The sequence below is a fragment of the Kitasatospora sp. NPDC090308 genome (genome assembly GCF_044769485.1).
Classification (GTDB): domain Bacteria; phylum Actinomycetota; class Actinomycetes; order Streptomycetales; family Streptomycetaceae; genus Kitasatospora; species Kitasatospora fiedleri.
The window spans coordinates 1-15,177 of the sequence record NZ_JBIVXY010000006.1 but is presented as its reverse complement, the minus strand read 5'-3'; the positions used below and the strand labels follow the sequence as shown (position 1 = coordinate 15,177).

19 protein-coding genes and 1 tRNA gene are annotated in these 15,177 nt (G+C 72.7%); 15 read left to right on the top strand and 5 right to left on the bottom strand.

The genetic code is table 11. From position 1 onward, the window contains the following. Positions 1-11 precede the first annotated feature (11 nt). From ACIQVD_RS15935 to ACIQVD_RS15900, 8 genes are all read left to right on the top strand, one after another. Positions 12-203: a mobile element transfer protein gene (locus tag ACIQVD_RS15935; protein ID WP_376053250.1), complete on the top strand. Its 192-nt coding sequence runs from the start codon at positions 12-14 to the stop codon at positions 201-203. A gap of 13 nt (positions 204-216) precedes the next feature. Next, a complete protein-coding gene (locus tag ACIQVD_RS15930) occupies positions 217-414 on the top strand; it encodes a hypothetical protein (protein WP_030919755.1) in 198 nt (65 codons plus the stop codon). A gap of 11 nt (positions 415-425) precedes the next feature. After that, entirely contained in the window at positions 426-962 is a 537-nt protein-coding gene (locus ACIQVD_RS15925) for a hypothetical protein (RefSeq protein WP_402289556.1), read from the top strand. Positions 963-1,040: 78 nt separating this feature from the next. Further along, the gene (locus tag ACIQVD_RS15920) at positions 1,041-1,580 is read left to right on the top strand and encodes a GGDEF domain-containing protein (RefSeq protein ID WP_402289554.1); all 540 of its coding nucleotides are present in this window, start codon (positions 1,041-1,043) and stop codon (positions 1,578-1,580) included. Between the two features lie 101 nt (positions 1,581-1,681). Then, positions 1,682-1,864, top strand: coding sequence for a hypothetical protein (locus tag ACIQVD_RS15915; protein ID WP_402289551.1), 183 nt, complete (start codon positions 1,682-1,684; stop codon positions 1,862-1,864). Positions 1,865-1,939: 75 nt separating this feature from the next. Further along, a complete protein-coding gene (repSA, locus tag ACIQVD_RS15910; RefSeq protein ID WP_402289548.1) occupies positions 1,940-3,346 on the top strand; it encodes a replication initiator protein RepSA in 1,407 nt (468 codons plus the stop codon). Further along, entirely contained in the window at positions 3,343-3,546 is a 204-nt protein-coding gene (locus ACIQVD_RS15905) for a helix-turn-helix domain-containing protein (protein ID WP_402289546.1), read from the top strand. Before repSA ends, ACIQVD_RS15905 begins: the two co-directional genes overlap by 4 nt. After that, positions 3,543-4,700: a tyrosine-type recombinase/integrase gene (locus ACIQVD_RS15900; RefSeq protein WP_402289544.1), complete on the top strand. Its 1,158-nt coding sequence runs from the start codon at positions 3,543-3,545 to the stop codon at positions 4,698-4,700. Before ACIQVD_RS15905 ends, ACIQVD_RS15900 begins: the two co-directional genes overlap by 4 nt. A gap of 77 nt (positions 4,701-4,777) precedes the next feature. On the opposite strand, the gene ACIQVD_RS15895 is transcribed toward ACIQVD_RS15900, so the two are convergent. Both ACIQVD_RS15895 and ACIQVD_RS15890 read right to left on the bottom strand, forming a co-directional pair. After that, positions 4,778-4,851, bottom strand: a tRNA-Pro gene (locus ACIQVD_RS15895). A gap of 88 nt (positions 4,852-4,939) precedes the next feature. Then, entirely contained in the window at positions 4,940-5,884 is a 945-nt protein-coding gene (locus ACIQVD_RS15890) for a metallophosphoesterase (RefSeq protein ID WP_400683668.1), read from the bottom strand. A gap of 131 nt (positions 5,885-6,015) precedes the next feature. Between ACIQVD_RS15890 and ACIQVD_RS15885 the strand changes: the two genes are divergently transcribed. Then, complete coding sequence (locus tag ACIQVD_RS15885; protein ID WP_402289541.1) at positions 6,016-6,471, top strand: GatB/YqeY domain-containing protein; 456 nt, start codon at positions 6,016-6,018, stop codon at positions 6,469-6,471. A 164-nt stretch (positions 6,472-6,635) separates the two neighbouring features. On the opposite strand, the gene ACIQVD_RS15880 is transcribed toward ACIQVD_RS15885, so the two are convergent. Then, on the bottom strand, positions 6,636-8,897 hold the full coding sequence (locus ACIQVD_RS15880) for a transglycosylase domain-containing protein (protein WP_400683672.1): 2,262 nt from the start codon (positions 8,895-8,897) through the stop codon (positions 6,636-6,638). Between the two features lie 400 nt (positions 8,898-9,297). Here ACIQVD_RS15880 and ACIQVD_RS15875 point away from each other — a divergent pair, with 400 nt between their 5' ends. Next, on the top strand, positions 9,298-9,621 hold the full coding sequence (locus tag ACIQVD_RS15875) for a WhiB family transcriptional regulator (protein ID WP_030919726.1): 324 nt from the start codon (positions 9,298-9,300) through the stop codon (positions 9,619-9,621). 76 nt (positions 9,622-9,697) lie between these two features. Here the strand turns inward: ACIQVD_RS15875 and ACIQVD_RS15870 are convergent, their stop codons facing one another. Together ACIQVD_RS15870 and ACIQVD_RS15865 are read right to left on the bottom strand one after the other, a co-directional pair. Next, entirely contained in the window at positions 9,698-10,894 is a 1,197-nt protein-coding gene (locus tag ACIQVD_RS15870; protein ID WP_400683675.1) for an ArsA family ATPase, read from the bottom strand. A 121-nt stretch (positions 10,895-11,015) separates the two neighbouring features. Then, complete coding sequence (locus ACIQVD_RS15865) at positions 11,016-12,026, bottom strand: ArsA-related P-loop ATPase (protein ID WP_282206540.1); 1,011 nt, start codon at positions 12,024-12,026, stop codon at positions 11,016-11,018. Positions 12,027-12,284: 258 nt separating this feature from the next. On the opposite strand from ACIQVD_RS15865, the gene ACIQVD_RS15860 reads away from it, so the two are divergent. The 5 genes from ACIQVD_RS15860 (at position 12,285) to ACIQVD_RS15840 (ending at position 15,086) form a co-directional block, all read left to right on the top strand. Beyond that, on the top strand, positions 12,285-12,440 hold the full coding sequence (locus tag ACIQVD_RS15860; protein ID WP_014136749.1) for a DUF4177 domain-containing protein: 156 nt from the start codon (positions 12,285-12,287) through the stop codon (positions 12,438-12,440). A 2-nt stretch (positions 12,441-12,442) separates the two neighbouring features. Continuing rightward, positions 12,443-12,907, top strand: coding sequence for a RidA family protein (locus tag ACIQVD_RS15855; protein ID WP_100837500.1), 465 nt, complete (start codon positions 12,443-12,445; stop codon positions 12,905-12,907). 151 nt (positions 12,908-13,058) lie between these two features. After that, on the top strand, positions 13,059-13,901 hold the full coding sequence (locus tag ACIQVD_RS15850; protein ID WP_400683679.1) for an NUDIX hydrolase: 843 nt from the start codon (positions 13,059-13,061) through the stop codon (positions 13,899-13,901). A 122-nt stretch (positions 13,902-14,023) separates the two neighbouring features. After that, on the top strand, positions 14,024-14,215 hold the full coding sequence (locus ACIQVD_RS15845; RefSeq protein ID WP_400683681.1) for a hypothetical protein: 192 nt from the start codon (positions 14,024-14,026) through the stop codon (positions 14,213-14,215). A 49-nt stretch (positions 14,216-14,264) separates the two neighbouring features. Next, entirely contained in the window at positions 14,265-15,086 is an 822-nt protein-coding gene (locus ACIQVD_RS15840; RefSeq protein ID WP_400683683.1) for an MBL fold metallo-hydrolase, read from the top strand. The last annotated feature ends 91 nt before the right edge of the window (positions 15,087-15,177 follow it).

The following is a 15,177-nucleotide window of genomic DNA, read 5'->3' as shown; positions in this document are numbered from 1 at the left end:
GAGGACACCTCATGCCCCGCCCGATCCGCCTGCGCAACGTGATCCGCATCGGCCCCGTCCAGGTCGGCACGTACTTCGACAACCGCGGCCGCGAGAAGCACACCGCCGCCTGCACCGCCCCGCGCTGCGGCTTCTCCGCCGACTACGACAGCCGCGCCGCCGCCGAGATCGCCGCCCGCACCCACCGCTGCACCGTCCGCTGACAGGAGACCTGCCATGAACGTCACCCTTCCGCTCGTGTTCGTCCTCGGCGTCGGTGCCTGGGCCGTCGTCCGTTTCCTCAACATCCGCATCTGGGTCGCCGTCGTCATCGGCCTGTTCGGCTTCTACCTGGCGAACACCTTCCTCGCCCCGGTCATCGACGGCACCACCCGCTCCGGCGTCGACGTCATCAACACCACCCAGCAGAAGTGACGGGGGCGACCGTGAACGCCACCCTCCTGCTGCCGGACTCGCTGTCGCTCACCCCCGAAGGCTCGGCCCTGGTCGCGGAGATCGAGGCGTACCTCGCCACGCTGCCCGTCCAGGCCCGCGCGGTCATGCCGTTGATCTGCGACTACGGCAGCACCGCCCAGCGGTGGAACGCGGGCTTTCCGCAGTCGCGGCTGTCCGTGCTGGACCGGCTCGCTCACCGCCCCGCCCGACCGGTCGCCGTCAGCGTCGCGGACCACCTGCGGCTGACCTCCCGCTACCTCGCCGAAGTCGGCTGGGTGCAGGGCGCCCTGTGGAACTCCGCCGGCCGCGTCTGCCTCCTCGGCGCCCAAGCCGCCGTCCTGCTCAACGGCTACGGCACCCCGTACACCGTCCGTCGCGCCCGCACCCAGGTGATGGAAGTCCTGCACACCAGCGGACGGCCTGTCGCCTCCCCGGACGCCTTCAACGACGCTCCCGGCACCCGACAGGCCGACGTGCACCGCCTGCTCGACCGGGCCTCGGCCCGCGCGCTCTCCCTCGGCATCTGAACCGGTCCCCGGGGCGGTAGCAAGCCGCCAAGCCATCCCGCCGCCCCGGAGACCTCGACCCGCTCCGGAAGGACCGCCATGGAACTCGCCCCGCTCCTCGCCGCCGGCGTCCCGTTGCTCGGCTGGACCACCCACAGCACCGTTCTTGCCCGCCGCCTGGCCACCGCTCGCCGCGACCCGCTCACCGGGCTCCTGACCCGCGACGGCTTCACCACCCGCGCCGAACGCCTCATCCGCCGCCACCCCGAGCGCACCACCGTCCTGCTGATCGACCTGGACGACTTCAAGGCCGTCAACGACACCCACGGCCACGCCGCCGGAGACGCCGTCCTCGCCGCCACCGCCCGCCGCCTGACCGCCTGGTGCGGCACCGACGGCATCGCCGCCCGCCTCGGCGGAGACGAGTTCGCGGCCGTCGTCCTGGACGCCGAACACCGCTTCCCCGACCTGAACGACCAGCTCCACCACCCGGTCCCGTTCGGCACCGAGCTGCTGACCGTCGGCGCCTCCGTTGGCACCTCGCACCCGGCAACGCTGCTGCTCACCGAGGCGCTCTCGACTGCCGACCGCCAGATGTACGCCGCCAAGCCCGGCGACCGCACCGCACGCCGCCGCTGAACGTAAACCGGTCCCCGGCACGGCAGCAAGCCGCCAAGCATCCCGCCGCGCCGGGCACCTCAACCCTCCCCGAACCGAAGTCCGCGAAGGAGACCACCATCATGACGCAGCACCGCCACGCCCATGGCCGCATCTGCCCGAACTGCGACGGCTTCCCCCGCGTCGCCATCGCCACCGGCACCCGCCGCCCGGACGGCAGCCGCACCACCGCCCCGGTTACCTGCCCGGCCTGCCAGGGCAGCGGCACCGCCCGCCGGGCCGCACTCACCGCCATCCAGAGCTGACCAGCCCCCATCGACCTGCGCCCGGGGCTGGCACACTCCGCCGGCCCCGGGCCTTCCCCGCCAAGGGAGGTGCCCGTGAAGAACCAGCTCACCGAGCGACCCGACCTCGCTCTCCTCGACCTCGCCCGGCTCGCCGCTCGCGGCGACCTGCCCCAGCTCGAAGACCAGATCCGTCGGACCGGCGGGTGCGCCCACCCGATCCACCTCAAGGGCTTCCGCACCCTCCTGCACGCCCCGACGAAGGCCGTGTGGCACCGCTACTCCACCGACCACGAGCCCGGCCACCGCCTCAAGGTCGCCTGCGGCAACCGCCGGGCCTCCTGCTGCCCCGCGTGCGCCCGCACCTACTCGGCCGACACCTACCACCTGATCCGCGCCGGACTCGCCGGAGACGACACCAAGGGCGTCCCGGAGACGGTGCGCTCGCACCCCCGCGTCTTCGCCACCCTCACCGCCCCCTCGTTCGGCCCCGTCCACAACCGCCCCGACCACGGCCACTGCCGCTGCGGCACTGCCCACCCGGCGGGCTCACCCGTCCTCGGCAGCCCGCTCGACCCGGACGCCTACGACTACGCGCACGCCGTGCTCTGGAACAACCACGCCCCCGACCTGTGGCGGCGCTTCACCATCTACCTGCGCCGCGAAGTCGTCCGCCGCGCCGGCCTGACGCTCGGTGAGTTCCGCGAGACGGCCAAGGTCTCGTTCGGCAAGGTCGCCGAGTACCAGCGCCGGGGCGCGGTCCACTTCCACGCAGTGATCCGCCTCGACGGGCCCGAGGGCGCCGACACCGCCCCGCCCTCCTGGGCCACCGTCCCGCTGCTGGACGACGCCATCCGGGCCGCCGCCCGCCGCGTCGGCGTCCCTCTGGCCGCCGCCGGTGACCTTCCCGCCCGGGTGCTGCGCTGGGGCAAGCAGCTCGACGTCCGGCCGATCGGCGCGTTCGGCTCCGGCGAGATCAGCGAACAGGCCGTCGCCTCGTACGTCGCCAAGTACGCCACCAAGAGCGCCGAGACCACCGGGACCGTCGACCGCCGCGTCCTGGAGCGCCACGAACTCGACCGCCACGACCTCCCGGACCACACCCGCCGCCTGATCGAAGCCTGCTGGGACCTCGATCCGCTCTACCCGCAACGGCTCCTCGCGCACTGGTCGCACACGCTCGGCTTCCGCGGCCACTTCTCGTCCAAGTCGCCCGGCTACTCCACCACCCTCGGCGCGCTCCGCCAGGTCCGCGCCGACTTCCGCGCCGAGCAGGCCCGCGACGACCTCCGCGCACGCCTTCTCGCCGCCGGCCTTCCCGACCTCGACGACCTGGCCGACGCCGAAACCCTCGTCGTCGCCCACTGGTCCTTCGCCGGGGCAGGCAACAGCCCCGGCGAGTCCATGCTCGCCGCCGCCGTCGCACGCGAGCTGCACGACCGCCGCACCAACGACCGACAGGAACTGCTGGCCCAGCTCGCGGCCGAAGGGGAGGACCGATGACCACCGCTACCGAGCTGCAGGTGCTCTACCGGGTGGACGACGTAGTGCAGCTGCTGAGACTGAGCCGCACCGTGGTCTACGACCTGATCCGCGCCGGCCGCCTCCGCACGGTCAAGGAAGGGCGCTCGCGCCTGGTCCCGGCCTCCGCCATCAACGACTACGTAGCGCTCCTGGAACGCGAAGCCAGGGGGCAGCAGTGACCACCCGCCGCAGCCGCGGGGACGGCGGCCTCCACTGGGACGAGAAGCGCCAGCGCTGGATCGCCAGCGCGAGCCTCGGGTTCGACCCGGCCGGGAAGCGCATCGTCAAGCGGGGGAGCGGCCGGACCAAGACCGAGGCGAAGGCCAAGCTCAAGGAGATCCTCCGCGACCACGAGGACGGCCTCGCCATCGCGCCGACCAACTACACCGTGGGCAACGCGGTGAACGACTGGCTGACCTACGGGCTGGCTGGCCGAGATGCCGGGACCGTCGAAACCTGCACCACCCTCTGCCGCACTCACGTGATCCCGGCGCTGGGCGCCCGCAAGCTCCGCGACCTGGGCGCGGAGGACATCGACCGCTGGTTGGCGGCCAAGGCCAAGGAGCTGAGCACCCGTACCCTCCAGGCGCTCCACTCCTGCCTCAACCGGGCGGTGAAGCGGGCGATGGCCCGGGACAAGGTGAAGCGCAACGTGGTGGAGCTCTGCACGGTGCCCACCGGCCGCCCTGGACGGCCCTCCAAGGCGCTGACGCTGGCTCAGGCGGAGGCGGTCCTCAAGGCGGCCGAGAAGACCGGCATGTACGCCTACATCGTGGTCTCGCTGCTGACCGGCGCCCGGACCGAGGAGCTGCGGGCGCTCACCTGGGACCACGCCTTCCTCAAGGGCACCCCGGCCGGCGTCCCGCCGCACATCGCGGTCTGGCGCTCGGTCCGGGCCGGGGGCGACACCAAGACCCGGAAGTCCCGGCGCACTCTCGCGCTGCCTGCCCGGTGCGTCGAAGCCCTGCTGGACCACTGGGTGAATCAGGGCTGGGACCGGCTCGCCGCAGGCGACGACTGTCAGGAGAACGGCCTCGTCTTCCACTCCGCCGTGGGCACCGCGCTGGACCCGTCGCACGTCCGCCGCGCCTTCCGGACGGCCATCGCCAAGGCGGAGGGGATCAACGCCGCGGACTGGACGCCCCGGGAGCTGCGGCACAGCTCCGTGTCGATCCTGTCCGACCGGGGCGTCCCGCTGGAGGAGATCTCCCGGCTGGTCGGCCACTCCAGCACCAGCGTCACGGAGGAGGTCTACCGGAAGCAGATCCGCCCGGTGATCCAGACCGGTGCGACCGTCATGGACGACGTCTTCGGACACGCGCCGGAGAGGTAGTCACTCAGATAGACCCGCACAACGAGGAAGGGCCCTGCCGGATCTCTCCGGCAGGGCCCTTGCCTACTCCTACGAAGTCGGGGTAGCGGGATTTGAACCCACGGCCTCTTCGTCCCGAACGAAGCGCGCTACCAAGCTGCGCTATACCCCGGTCCTGCGGTGTTGCCTTCCGTGTCCGGCGCAACGAGTAGAACTCTACAGGAGGTGGGGCCAGAGACGAAATCCGGTTTCGGGGCTGGTCAGCGGGGGGCGGGGGTGAGGGTGAGGAGGGTGGCTTCGGGGGGGCAGGCGAAGCGGAGGGGGGTGTAGCGGTTGGTGCCGCAGCCGGCGGAGACGTGGAGGTAGGAGCGGTGGTGGGGGGTGGTGTGGGTGGAGAGGCCCTTCACGCGGTCGGTGTCGAGGTCGCAGTTGGTGACCAGGGCGCCGTAGAAGGGGATGCAGAGCTGGCCGCCGTGGGTGTGGCCGGCCAGGATCAGGGGGTAGCCGTCGGCGGTGAAGGCGTCGAGGGAGCGGAGGTAGGGGGCGTGGACGACGGCGAGGGAGAGGTCGGCGTCGGGGGAGGGGCCGCCGGCGACGGCGGCGTAGCGGTCGTGGCGGATGTGCGGGTCGTCGAGGCCGGTGAACTCGATGTCGAGGCCGGCGACGGTGAGGCGGCCGCGGGCGTTGTTGAGGTTGAGCCAGCCGGCCTGGTCGAAGCCGTCGCGGAGCTTCTGCCAGGGGTTGTGGACGGCGCCGCTGATGCCGCGGCGGCCGCTGCCGTCGGGGTTGTTGAGGCCGTGGACGCCGCTGCGGAGGGCCTTGAGGTAGCGGGTGGGGCTCTTGGGGGTGGGGCCGTAGTAGTCGTTGGAGCCGAAGACGTAGACGCCGGGGAAGTCCATCAGCGGGCCGAGGGCGTCCAGGGCGGCGGGGACCGCGAGCGGGTCGGAGAGGTTGTCCCCGGTGTTGACGACCAGGTCGGGGTGGAGGCCGGCCAGGCTCTTCAGCCAGCGCTGCTTCTTGGCCTGGCCGTTGACCATGTGGATGTCGGAGACCTGGAGGATCCGGACCGGCCGGGCGCCGGCGGGCAGGATCGGGACCTCGACGCGGCGCAGGCGGAACGAGCGGACCTCGTACCCGGCGGCGTAGACGAGACAGGCGGCGCCGGTGGCGGCGACACCGAGCGGGACGGAGTACAGCGGTCGCATCGGTCCATGGTCGCAGACGGGCCGAACGGGCCGACGGGCACCCGGGGGTGGGGCGGTCCGACGGGTCGTCAGGGCCGGGGCGGACGGTAAAGGAGCGGCGGCGGGGCGGGGCAGGTGCCAGAATCGACGGCATGACGACGCTCAAGGAGCAGCTGCAGGAGGACCTCACGGCTGCGATCAAGGCACGGGACGAGCTGCGCTCGTCCACCCTCCGGCTGACGCTGTCCGCGATCACCGGCGCGGAGGTGGCGGGCGAGGAGAAGCGCACGCTGTCCGACGACGAGGTGCAGCAGGTGATCGGCCGGGAGGCGAAGAAGCGCCGGGAGGCGGCGACCGCCTTCGAGGGTGCCGGCCGGGTCGAGCAGGCGGCGCGGGAGCGGGCCGAGGGCGAGGTGCTGGCCGAGTTCCTGCCGAAGCAGCTGACGGACGAGGAGCTGGCGGCCGTGGTGGCCGCCGCCGTGGCGGAGTCCGGGGTGAGCGGCCCGCAGGGCATGGGCGCCGTGATGAAGCTGGTGCGCCCGCAGGTGGAGGGCAAGGCGGACGGCGGCCGGGTGGCCGCCGCCGTGAAGGCCGCCCTGGCCGGTTGAGCGCCGGGGAGTGGCCTGGGGGAGTGGCCTGGGGGAGCGACCTGAAGAGGAGCCCGAAGAGCTGAAGGGCTGACGGGAGCCGTGAACGCCGAACCGCCCGCGAGGAGATTCCTCGCGGGCGGTTCGCGCGTTCCGGCGGCAGTGCGTTCCGGGGGCCGCCGCGGCTAGTGGCGGCCGGGCTTGCCGGTGTTCCCCCCGATGATGCCCGGCGGGAGGCTGATGCCGCCGTTGGTGGCGCCGCCGGTGGGCCAGCCGGGGAGGTTGGTGTTGGTGTTGCCGGTGTTGGGGGTGGTGTTGCCGGTCTGGGTAGCGTTGTCGCCGGAGGGGGCGGAGGGGGTGTCGCTGGGGGTGGTCGACGGCTGGCTGGGCTGCGGGATGTCGACCTTCTGGAAGCTGGACACCGGGCTGCCGTCCAGGGCGTCGTTCATGGCCATCTGCCAGATCGGGCCGGGGCCGTCGGAGCCGTAGACCGCGCTGAAGGGGTGGCCGCCGATGTGCATGTTGCGCATCGAGACGTTGCCGCCGACGCCGCCGAGCCAGACCGAGGTGGACAGGTTCGGGGTGTAGCCGGTGAACCAGGCCGCGTAGCGGTTGTCGGTGGTGCCGGTCTTGCCGGCGATCTGGCGGCCGTCGTCGAGGCCGAGGGCGGAGCCGGTGCCCTTCTCGGTCACGCCGAGCAGCAGGGTGTTGATGCCGTCCGCGGTGGTCTGGGACATCGCCTGGGTGCAGTTGGCGCCGGGGACGCCGAGTTGCTTGCCCTCGCCGTTGGTCACCGAGGTGATCGCGACCGGGGAGCAGTAGAGCCCCCGGGCGGCGAACGCGGCGTAGGCGGTGGCCATCTGCAGCGGGCTGACCTCCTGGGTGCCGAGCGTCATCGAGGCGACCTGCTGGATCTTGCTGCCGTTGGCCAGGGTGCCGAGGCCGAGCTTGTCGGTCATCTGCTTCACCGGGCACAGGCCGATCTGCTGTTCGAGCTGGATGAAGTAGGTGTTGACCGACTTCTGCATGGCGATCTGCAGGCTGTACGGGCCGTGCTCGCTGGTGGACTCGTTGGTCAGCGTCTGCGGGTCGTGGGTGGTGCCCTCGCAGGTGGTCATCTTGGGGTACTCCATGCTGTAGGGCGAGGGGTACTCCTGGCTGATCGGGACGCCGGACTCCAGCGCGGCCGCGGCCACGATCGGCTTGAAGGTCGAGCCGGGGGAGAAGCCGTTGCCGCCGCCCATGGACGCGCCGACGTTGAGGTTCAACACGGTCTGGTTCTTCGAGGTGTCCAGGCCGTACGGGCGGGTCTGGGCCATGGCGAGGATCTTGCCGGTGCCTGGTTCGATCATGGTGCCGGCCGAGGACACCGGGTCGGTCACGTAGACCTTCTTGGTGACCGCGTTGTACATCGCCTTCTGCTTGTCCGGGTCGATGGTGGTGTTGATCTTCAACCCGCCCTGCGACCACAGCTTCTGGCGGTCCGCCGCGGTGGCGCCGAACGCCGGGTCCTGCTTGACCACGTGGCGCACGTAGTCGCAGAAGAAGCCCATGCCCTGGTCGGCGGTGATGCAGCCGTTCTGCGGCTCGGAGTACTTGATGCCGAGCGGCGCGTCCAGGGCGGCCTTGGCCTGCTCCGGGGTGATGTGCTTGTACTCCAGCAGCTTGTTGATCACCGTGTTGCGGCGGGTCTGCGCGGCCTGCGGGTGGGCGATCGGGTCGTACGCCGTGGGGTTCTGCACCAGGCCGGCCAGCATCGCGGCCTCGGGGACGGTGAGGTCCTTGGCGCTCTTGCTGAAGTACCGGTTGGCGGCGGCCTCGACGCCGTACGCCTGGTGGCCGTAGAACGTGATGTTCAGGTAGTTGGTGAGGATCTGGTCCTTGCTCAGGTCCTCTTCCAGCTTGATGGCGTACTTGAGCTCCTGGATCTTGCGGCCCAGGCTCTTCTTGGTGGCTTCGAGGAAGGCGGCCTGGTCGTCGCCGGCCTGCTCGACGAAGACGTTCTTCACGTACTGCTGGGTGAGCGTGGAGGCGCCCTGCGCGGTGGTGCCGGACTCGGCGTTCTTGGTGATCGCGCGGAGCACGCCCTTGAGGTCGACGGCGCCGTGCTCGTAGAACCGGGCGTCCTCGATGTCGACCTGGGCCTGGCGCATCACCGGGGCCATCTGGTCGGCGGTGAGGATGGTGCGGTCGCGGTCGTACACCTTGGCGATCAGGCCGCCCTTGGCGTCGTAGATCATCGACGCCTGGGAGAGGGTGGGCTGCTTGAAGTCGTCCGGGATGTTGTCGAACGAGTCGGCGGTGTCCTTGGCGGTCAGGCCGAACGCTCCGACGGCGGGCAGCGCCATGCCGGCGACCAGGACGCCGGCCAGGATCGAGCCGCCGAGGAACTTGACGCCGTTGCCTGCCTTGTCCATCAGGGAGCCGGTGGATCGCGTGGGTGCCATGGAGAGAACCCTACGTGCCGGAATCCCGTACAGGGGGGCAGGTGTTCGCCTACGCTTGTCACAGAACTGCGACAGCTTCGCTCTGTCCATCGTCATCACTCTTGTGAGTGATGAGCTTTGTCCGATTCGCGGGGTTCTGTCCGTGATCCGGACGGATGCGCGGCGGGTCGCTGTCGCGCACCGTGACGAAAACGCCCCTTCCGGCCCCGGCAAGCCCCCCGACCTGCAATCACTCCAACGAGTGAGCTGCTGGACACCCATAGTCCGATTGGGTCATTCGAGATTGGGCATACAGGGGCTGTTGCGCTGTGCCGTTCTTCCGTAACGTCCTCAACTGGCAACGGTGAATATGCCGTTGCCGCCGTGGGGGAGCCCCGAATCGGGAGAGGACGGCGCCGGGATGGGCTGGGTGGACGACTGGAGCGCGCAGGCGGCGTGCCGCACGAGCGATCCGGATGAACTGTTCGTGCAGGGGGCGGCGCAGAACCGCGCCAAGGCGGTGTGCAGCGGGTGCCCCGTGCGCACCGAGTGTCTCGCGGACGCGCTCGACAACCGGGTCGAGTTCGGCGTCTGGGGCGGGATGACGGAGCGCGAGCGGCGGGCGCTGCTGCGCCGGCGGCCGACCGTGGACTCCTGGCGCCGGCTGCTGGAGACCGCGCGCACCGAGTACGAGGAGTCGTTGGCGACCGGGGTGGTCCTGCGGGACTACGCCCAGGCGGTCTGACGCTCCGTCAGGAGGCCGTGGCGGGCGGGTCGTCGACCCGCCCGGCGGGCTCGACGGTCCGGGCGGCGGTCCGGGCTCACCCGGTGGGCTCGCGCGGTCCGGCGGGTTCGGCGGGTGCTTCGGCGGGTTCTTCGGTGGGGGTGCCGAGCAGCTCGCCGACGGCCCGCAGGCCGTCCAGGTCGTGGACGTCGCCGGGGAGGGCGGCCACCTCGACGATCGGCACGTCCGGGTAGACCGAGGCGAAGCGGTTGCGGGTGCGCCGCTCCCTCGTCATGACCTGCATCCGTTCGGCGTGCAGCCGCAGCAGCCCGGCGGCCAGCGTCTCGGCCGCCACGGTGGCGTGCGGCGTGCCGTTCTCCTCCAGCGCCTCGGCGGCGGCCAGCGCGCGTTCGGCAGTGAGCTGCGGGGCGCCGGTGGAGTGCACCCGGTTGAGTACCAGGCCGGCCAGCGGCATCTCGTCGGCGGCCAGCCGGTCGACGAAGTAGGCGGCCTCGCGCAGCGCGTCCCGTTCCGGGGCGGCGACCACCAGGAACGCGGTCCCCTCGGCTTTGAGCAGCTGGTAGGTGCGGTCGGCGCGCTCCCGGAAGCCGCCGAACATCGAGTCCGTCGCGGAGACGAAGGTCTGGATGTCGGTGAGCAGCTGGGCGCCGAAGATCTTGCCGAGGGTGCCGCTGATCAGCCCCACGCCGACGTTCAGGAACTTCATCGCGGAGCGGCCGCCGACCTTGGCGGGGGCGGTCAGCAGCCGGATCACCCGGCCGTCCAGGAAGGAGCCGAGCCGGCTCGGGGCGTCCAGGAAGTCCAGCGCGGAGCGCGACGGCGGGGTGTCGACGACGATCAGGTCCCAGCGGTCCTCGGCCCGGAGCTGGCCGAGCTTCTCCATCGCCATGTACTCCTGGGTGCCCGCGAAACCGGCCGACAGCGACTGGTAGAACGGGTTCTCCATGATCGCCCTGGCGCGTTCGGGCTCCGCGTGGGCCAGCACGACCTCGTCGAAGGTCCGCTTCATGTCCAGCATCATGGCCTGGAGCTCGCCCTCGCCGCGGGTGCCCTTGACCACCCGCGGGGTGTTGTCCAGCTCGCTCAGGCCCATCGACTGGGCCAGCCGGCGGGCCGGGTCGATGGTCAGCACCACGACGCGCCGCCCGCGCTCGGCGGCGCGCAGGCCGATCGCCGCGGCGGTGGTGGTCTTGCCGACGCCGCCGGAGCCGCAGCAGACCACGATCCGGGTCTCCGGGTCGTCGATCAGGGTGTCGATGTCCAGCCCGGTCATGCCGCTCCCTGCCTCGCGCCGTTCGCCGTGCTCGTGCTCGTGCTCGCGCCGTTCGCCGTGCTCGTGCTCGTGCTCGTGCTCGCACCGTTCGCCGTGCTCGTGCTCGTGCCGTCCGCCGCGCTCACGCCGCTCCCTGCCGCTTCAGCTCGCCCGCCAGCCGGTACAGCCCGGCCAGGTCCATGCCCTCGCCGATCAGCGGCAACTCGTAGGTGGGGAGCCGCAGTTGCTGGAGGTCGGCGCGCTGGGCGCGTTCCAGTTCGACCCGCTCGGCGTGCTCCCTGGCCTGCTCCAGCAGCGGGTCGAGCAGCGGCTCGACGTGCGCCCGGACGGTCTCCGGCTTGCGCGAGCGCCCGCCCAGGCCGACCTCGCCGAGGGCCAGCGCCACCTCCTCGCGGTGGTCGCCGTCGGCCGCCGCCACCGCCGCCGCGTCCAGTATCGGCGGGCGCACCATGTTGACCAGCACGCCGCCGACCGGCAGGCCGGACTCGCGCAGGTCGGCGATCCCGTCCACGGTCTCCTGCACCGGCATCTCCTCCAGCAGGGTGGTGAAGTGCACCGCCGTCTCGGGGGAGCGCAGCACCCGCATCACCGCCTGCGCCTGGGAGTGGATCGGCCCTATCCGGGCCAGGCCCGCCACCTCGGAGTTGACGTTCAGGAAACGGGTCAGCCGACCGGTCGGCGGGGCGTCCATCACCACCGCGTCGTAGCGGCGGCGGCCGTCCGGGCCCTTGCGGCGGGCCGCCTCGCACGCCTTGCCGGTGAGCAGCACGTCGCGCACGCCCGGGGCGACGGTGGTGGCGAAGTCCACGAAGCCGACCTTCTGCAGGGCCTTCCCGGCCCGGCCCAGCTTGTAGAACATGTCCAGGTACTCCAGCAGCGCCTGCTCGGTGTCGATCGCCAGCGCGTGCACCTCGCCGTGGCCCTTGCCGGGCAGGCCGAGCTGGGCGGGCGTCACGGTGGCCACCCGGCGCTCCTCGTACGGTAGCGCGGCGATCTGGAACAGCTCGGCGATGCCCTGCCGGCCCTCCACCTCGATCAGCAGGGTGCGGCGCCCGTCGGCGGCCAGGGCGAGGGCCAGCGCGGCGGCCAGCGTGGTCTTGCCGGTGCCGCCCTTGCCGCTGACCACGTGCAGCCTGACGCCCTCCCAGTCCGGCTCGCGCGGCGCTGCCTGCTCGGTCGGCCCCGCCGTACCGCTGGTGCCCGCCACGCCCGCTCTCCGTCCGCCGCTGTCCGTCGCTGTCCGTCGCTCTCGGTCGGGGCCCCGGGGCACCCCTCACCGCGAGGGTAACCAGCGAGCGCTCCGGATGCCGGGAGCATCCCGGGCACCCCGGCGAATCATGCCCCCTTTGTGTCCCACCTCACACCGGTCCGGGCGGCTAGAGTCACCCCCATGACCAAGTGGGAATACGTCACCGTGCCGCTGCTCGTGCACGCCACCAAGCAGATCCTCGACACCTGGGGCCAGGACGGCTGGGAGCTCGTCCAGGTCGTCCCCGGGCCGAACCCGGAGCAGCTGGTCGCGTACCTCAAGCGCGAGAAGGAGTAGTCATGGGCCAGGTCGAGCAGAGGCTCGCCGAGCTCGGGCTGACGCTGCCCGAGGTCGCCGCCCCGGTCGCCGCGTACGTCCCGGCGGTGCGCGACGGCGTGCACGTGCTGACCTCCGGGCAGCTGCCGTTCGTCGCGGGGAAGCTCCCGCTGACCGGCAAGGTCGGCGCCGAGGTCACCGCGGAGGACGCCAAGGAGCTGGCGCAGGTCTGCGCGCTGAACGCGCTGGCCGCGGTCAAGTCGGTGGTCGGTGACCTGGACCGGGTCGAGCAGGTGGTCAAGGTGGTCGGCTTCGTGGCCTCCGCCCCCGACTTCACCGGGCAGCCCGGCGTGGTCAACGGCACCAGCGAGCTGCTGGGCAAGGTCTTCGGCGAGCGCGGCGTGCACGCCCGCAGCGCCGTCGGCGTGGCGGTGCTGCCGCTGGACGCGCCGGTCGAGGTCGAGCTGACGGTCCGGGTCCGGGACTGATCCGGGCACGGGCCGGGGCCCGTCACCGCTTCCGCGGTGGCGGGCCCTTCGCGTGCCGGGCGGCGGGCCGGGGGGTGCCGGGGTGTCGGGCGCCGGGCGCCGGGCGGCGGGTTGTTCCGGGGCGGGGCGGCGGCGGTTAACATCCGTGAACATGCTGGAGATGCCGCCGTCCTGGCCCGCCCGAATCCGCGCCCTGGCCGCCGGGGAGCTCACCCCCGTCCCGGCCCGGGCCGCCGCCACCGTGGTGCTGCTGCGCGAGGGCCCGGCCGGGCCGGAGGCGTACCTGCTGCGGCGGCGAGCCACCATGGCCTTCGCCGGCGGGATGTACGCCTACCCGGGCGGCGGGGTCGACCCGCGCGACCGGGAGGTGCGCCCGCCGTGGGCCGGGCCGTCCGTCGAGCGGTGGGCCGAGCGGCTCGGGGTGGACGGGCCGACCGCCTGCGCGGTGCTGTGCGCGGCCGTCCGGGAGACCTTCGAGGAGGCCGGGGTGCTGCTGGCCGGGCCGGACGGGCGGACGCTGGTCGAGCCCCGGGACTGGGCGGCCGAGCGGGCCGCGCTGGAGCGGCACGAGGTCTCGCTGGCCGAGTTCCTGACCGCGCACCGGCTGGTGCTGCGCAGCGACCTGCTGGCGCCCTGGGCGCGCTGGGTGACCCCGGAGTTCGAGGAGCGCCGCTTCGACGCCTGGTTCTTCGTCGCCGCGCTGCCGTCCGGGCAGGCCGCCGCGGACACCGTCGGCGAGGCCGACCGGGTCGCCTGGCTGACCCCCGCCGAGGCGGTGGCCGGGTTCGAGGCGGGCGAGTTCGGCATGCTGCCGCCGACCGTCACGGTGCTGCGCGAGCTGCTGCCGCTGCGCACCGCGGCCGAGGCGACGGCGGTGGCGGCGGGGCGCCGGGTGGAGCGGGTGCTGGGCCGGGCGGAGGTGGTCGGGGACCGCATGACGGTGCGCTGGGACGGGTATGACGAGCTGACTATCGACGGCGTGTTCCCGGCGTGAGAACCTTCCCCCGGAGCGATCACCGGCCCCGCCGGGAGGACCGCTTCCGGACCGTCCGCGCGTCGGCCCGTACCGTCGACCAGCAACCGCACCGACTGCTCCGACCTCGGAAGGAGACTCCGATGGCCCACAACGACGTGGCTCGCCGGACCTCGGCCACCCCCGTCCGCACCGTCACCCCCCGGGCCGCCGCCCGCGACGGCGGTGCACCTGCGGAGACCGCCCGCCTGCTGACCCGCGACCTGCCCGGACGGGCCCTGCACCGCCCGCTCCCGTCGCGCCGGCTCGGCCTCGTCGAAAGGGACGCCGTATGAGCGCACCCCACCGGGCGGCCCCGGGCCGCCGTGCCACCGAGGACGCCGCGTGAGCGGCCTGCTGCCGGGCGACCCCGCCGACACCGTCGGCGGGGTCGCCACCCCGCGCGCCCAGTGCGTGCTCGCCCCCAACCCGTCCCCGATGACGCTGGACGGCACCAACACCTGGCTGCTCTCCGAGCCCGGCTCCGAGCTGGCCGCCGTGGTCGACCCCGGCCCGCTCGACGAGGCCCACCTGCGCCGGATCGTCGACACCGCCGAGCGGCAGGGCAAGCGGATCGCGCTCACCCTGCTCACCCACGGCCACCCCGACCACGCCGAGGGCGCCGCGCGGTTCGCCGAACTCACCGGCACCGCCGTCCGCGCCCTCGACCCGGCGCTGCGGCTCGGCGAGGAGGGCCTGCACGGCGGGCAGCGCCTCGACGTCGGCGGCCTCGACCTGCGGGTGGTCGCCACCCCCGGCCACACCTCCGACTCGCTGACCTTCCACCTGCCCGCGGACGGCGCGATCCTCACCGGCGACACCGTCCTGGGCCGCGGCACCACGATGGTCGCCCACCCCGACGGGCGCCTGGGCGACTACCTCGACTCGCTGCGCCGCCTGCACACGATGGCCGCCGAGCACGGCGTGCGCACCGTGCTGCCCGGCCACGGCCCGGTGCTCGCGGACGCGCTGGGCGCCGTCGACTACTACCTGGCCCACCGGGCGTCCCGGCTCGCCCAGGTGGAGACCGCGGTCGAGGACGGGTGCCGCACGGCGGCCGAGGTGGTCGCCCGGGTGTACGCCGACGTCGACCCGGCGCTGTGGCCCGCGGCGGAGCTGTCGGTGCGCGCGCAGCTCACGTACCTGGAGGACCGGGGCCTGATCTAGTAGTGCTTCGTTACGTTGGGTGATCTTGCCTGTTGGTGGGCATTCTTCGGGTGTGAAGCTGGGGGATGTGGAGCGGCTCCGTGGTGAGTTG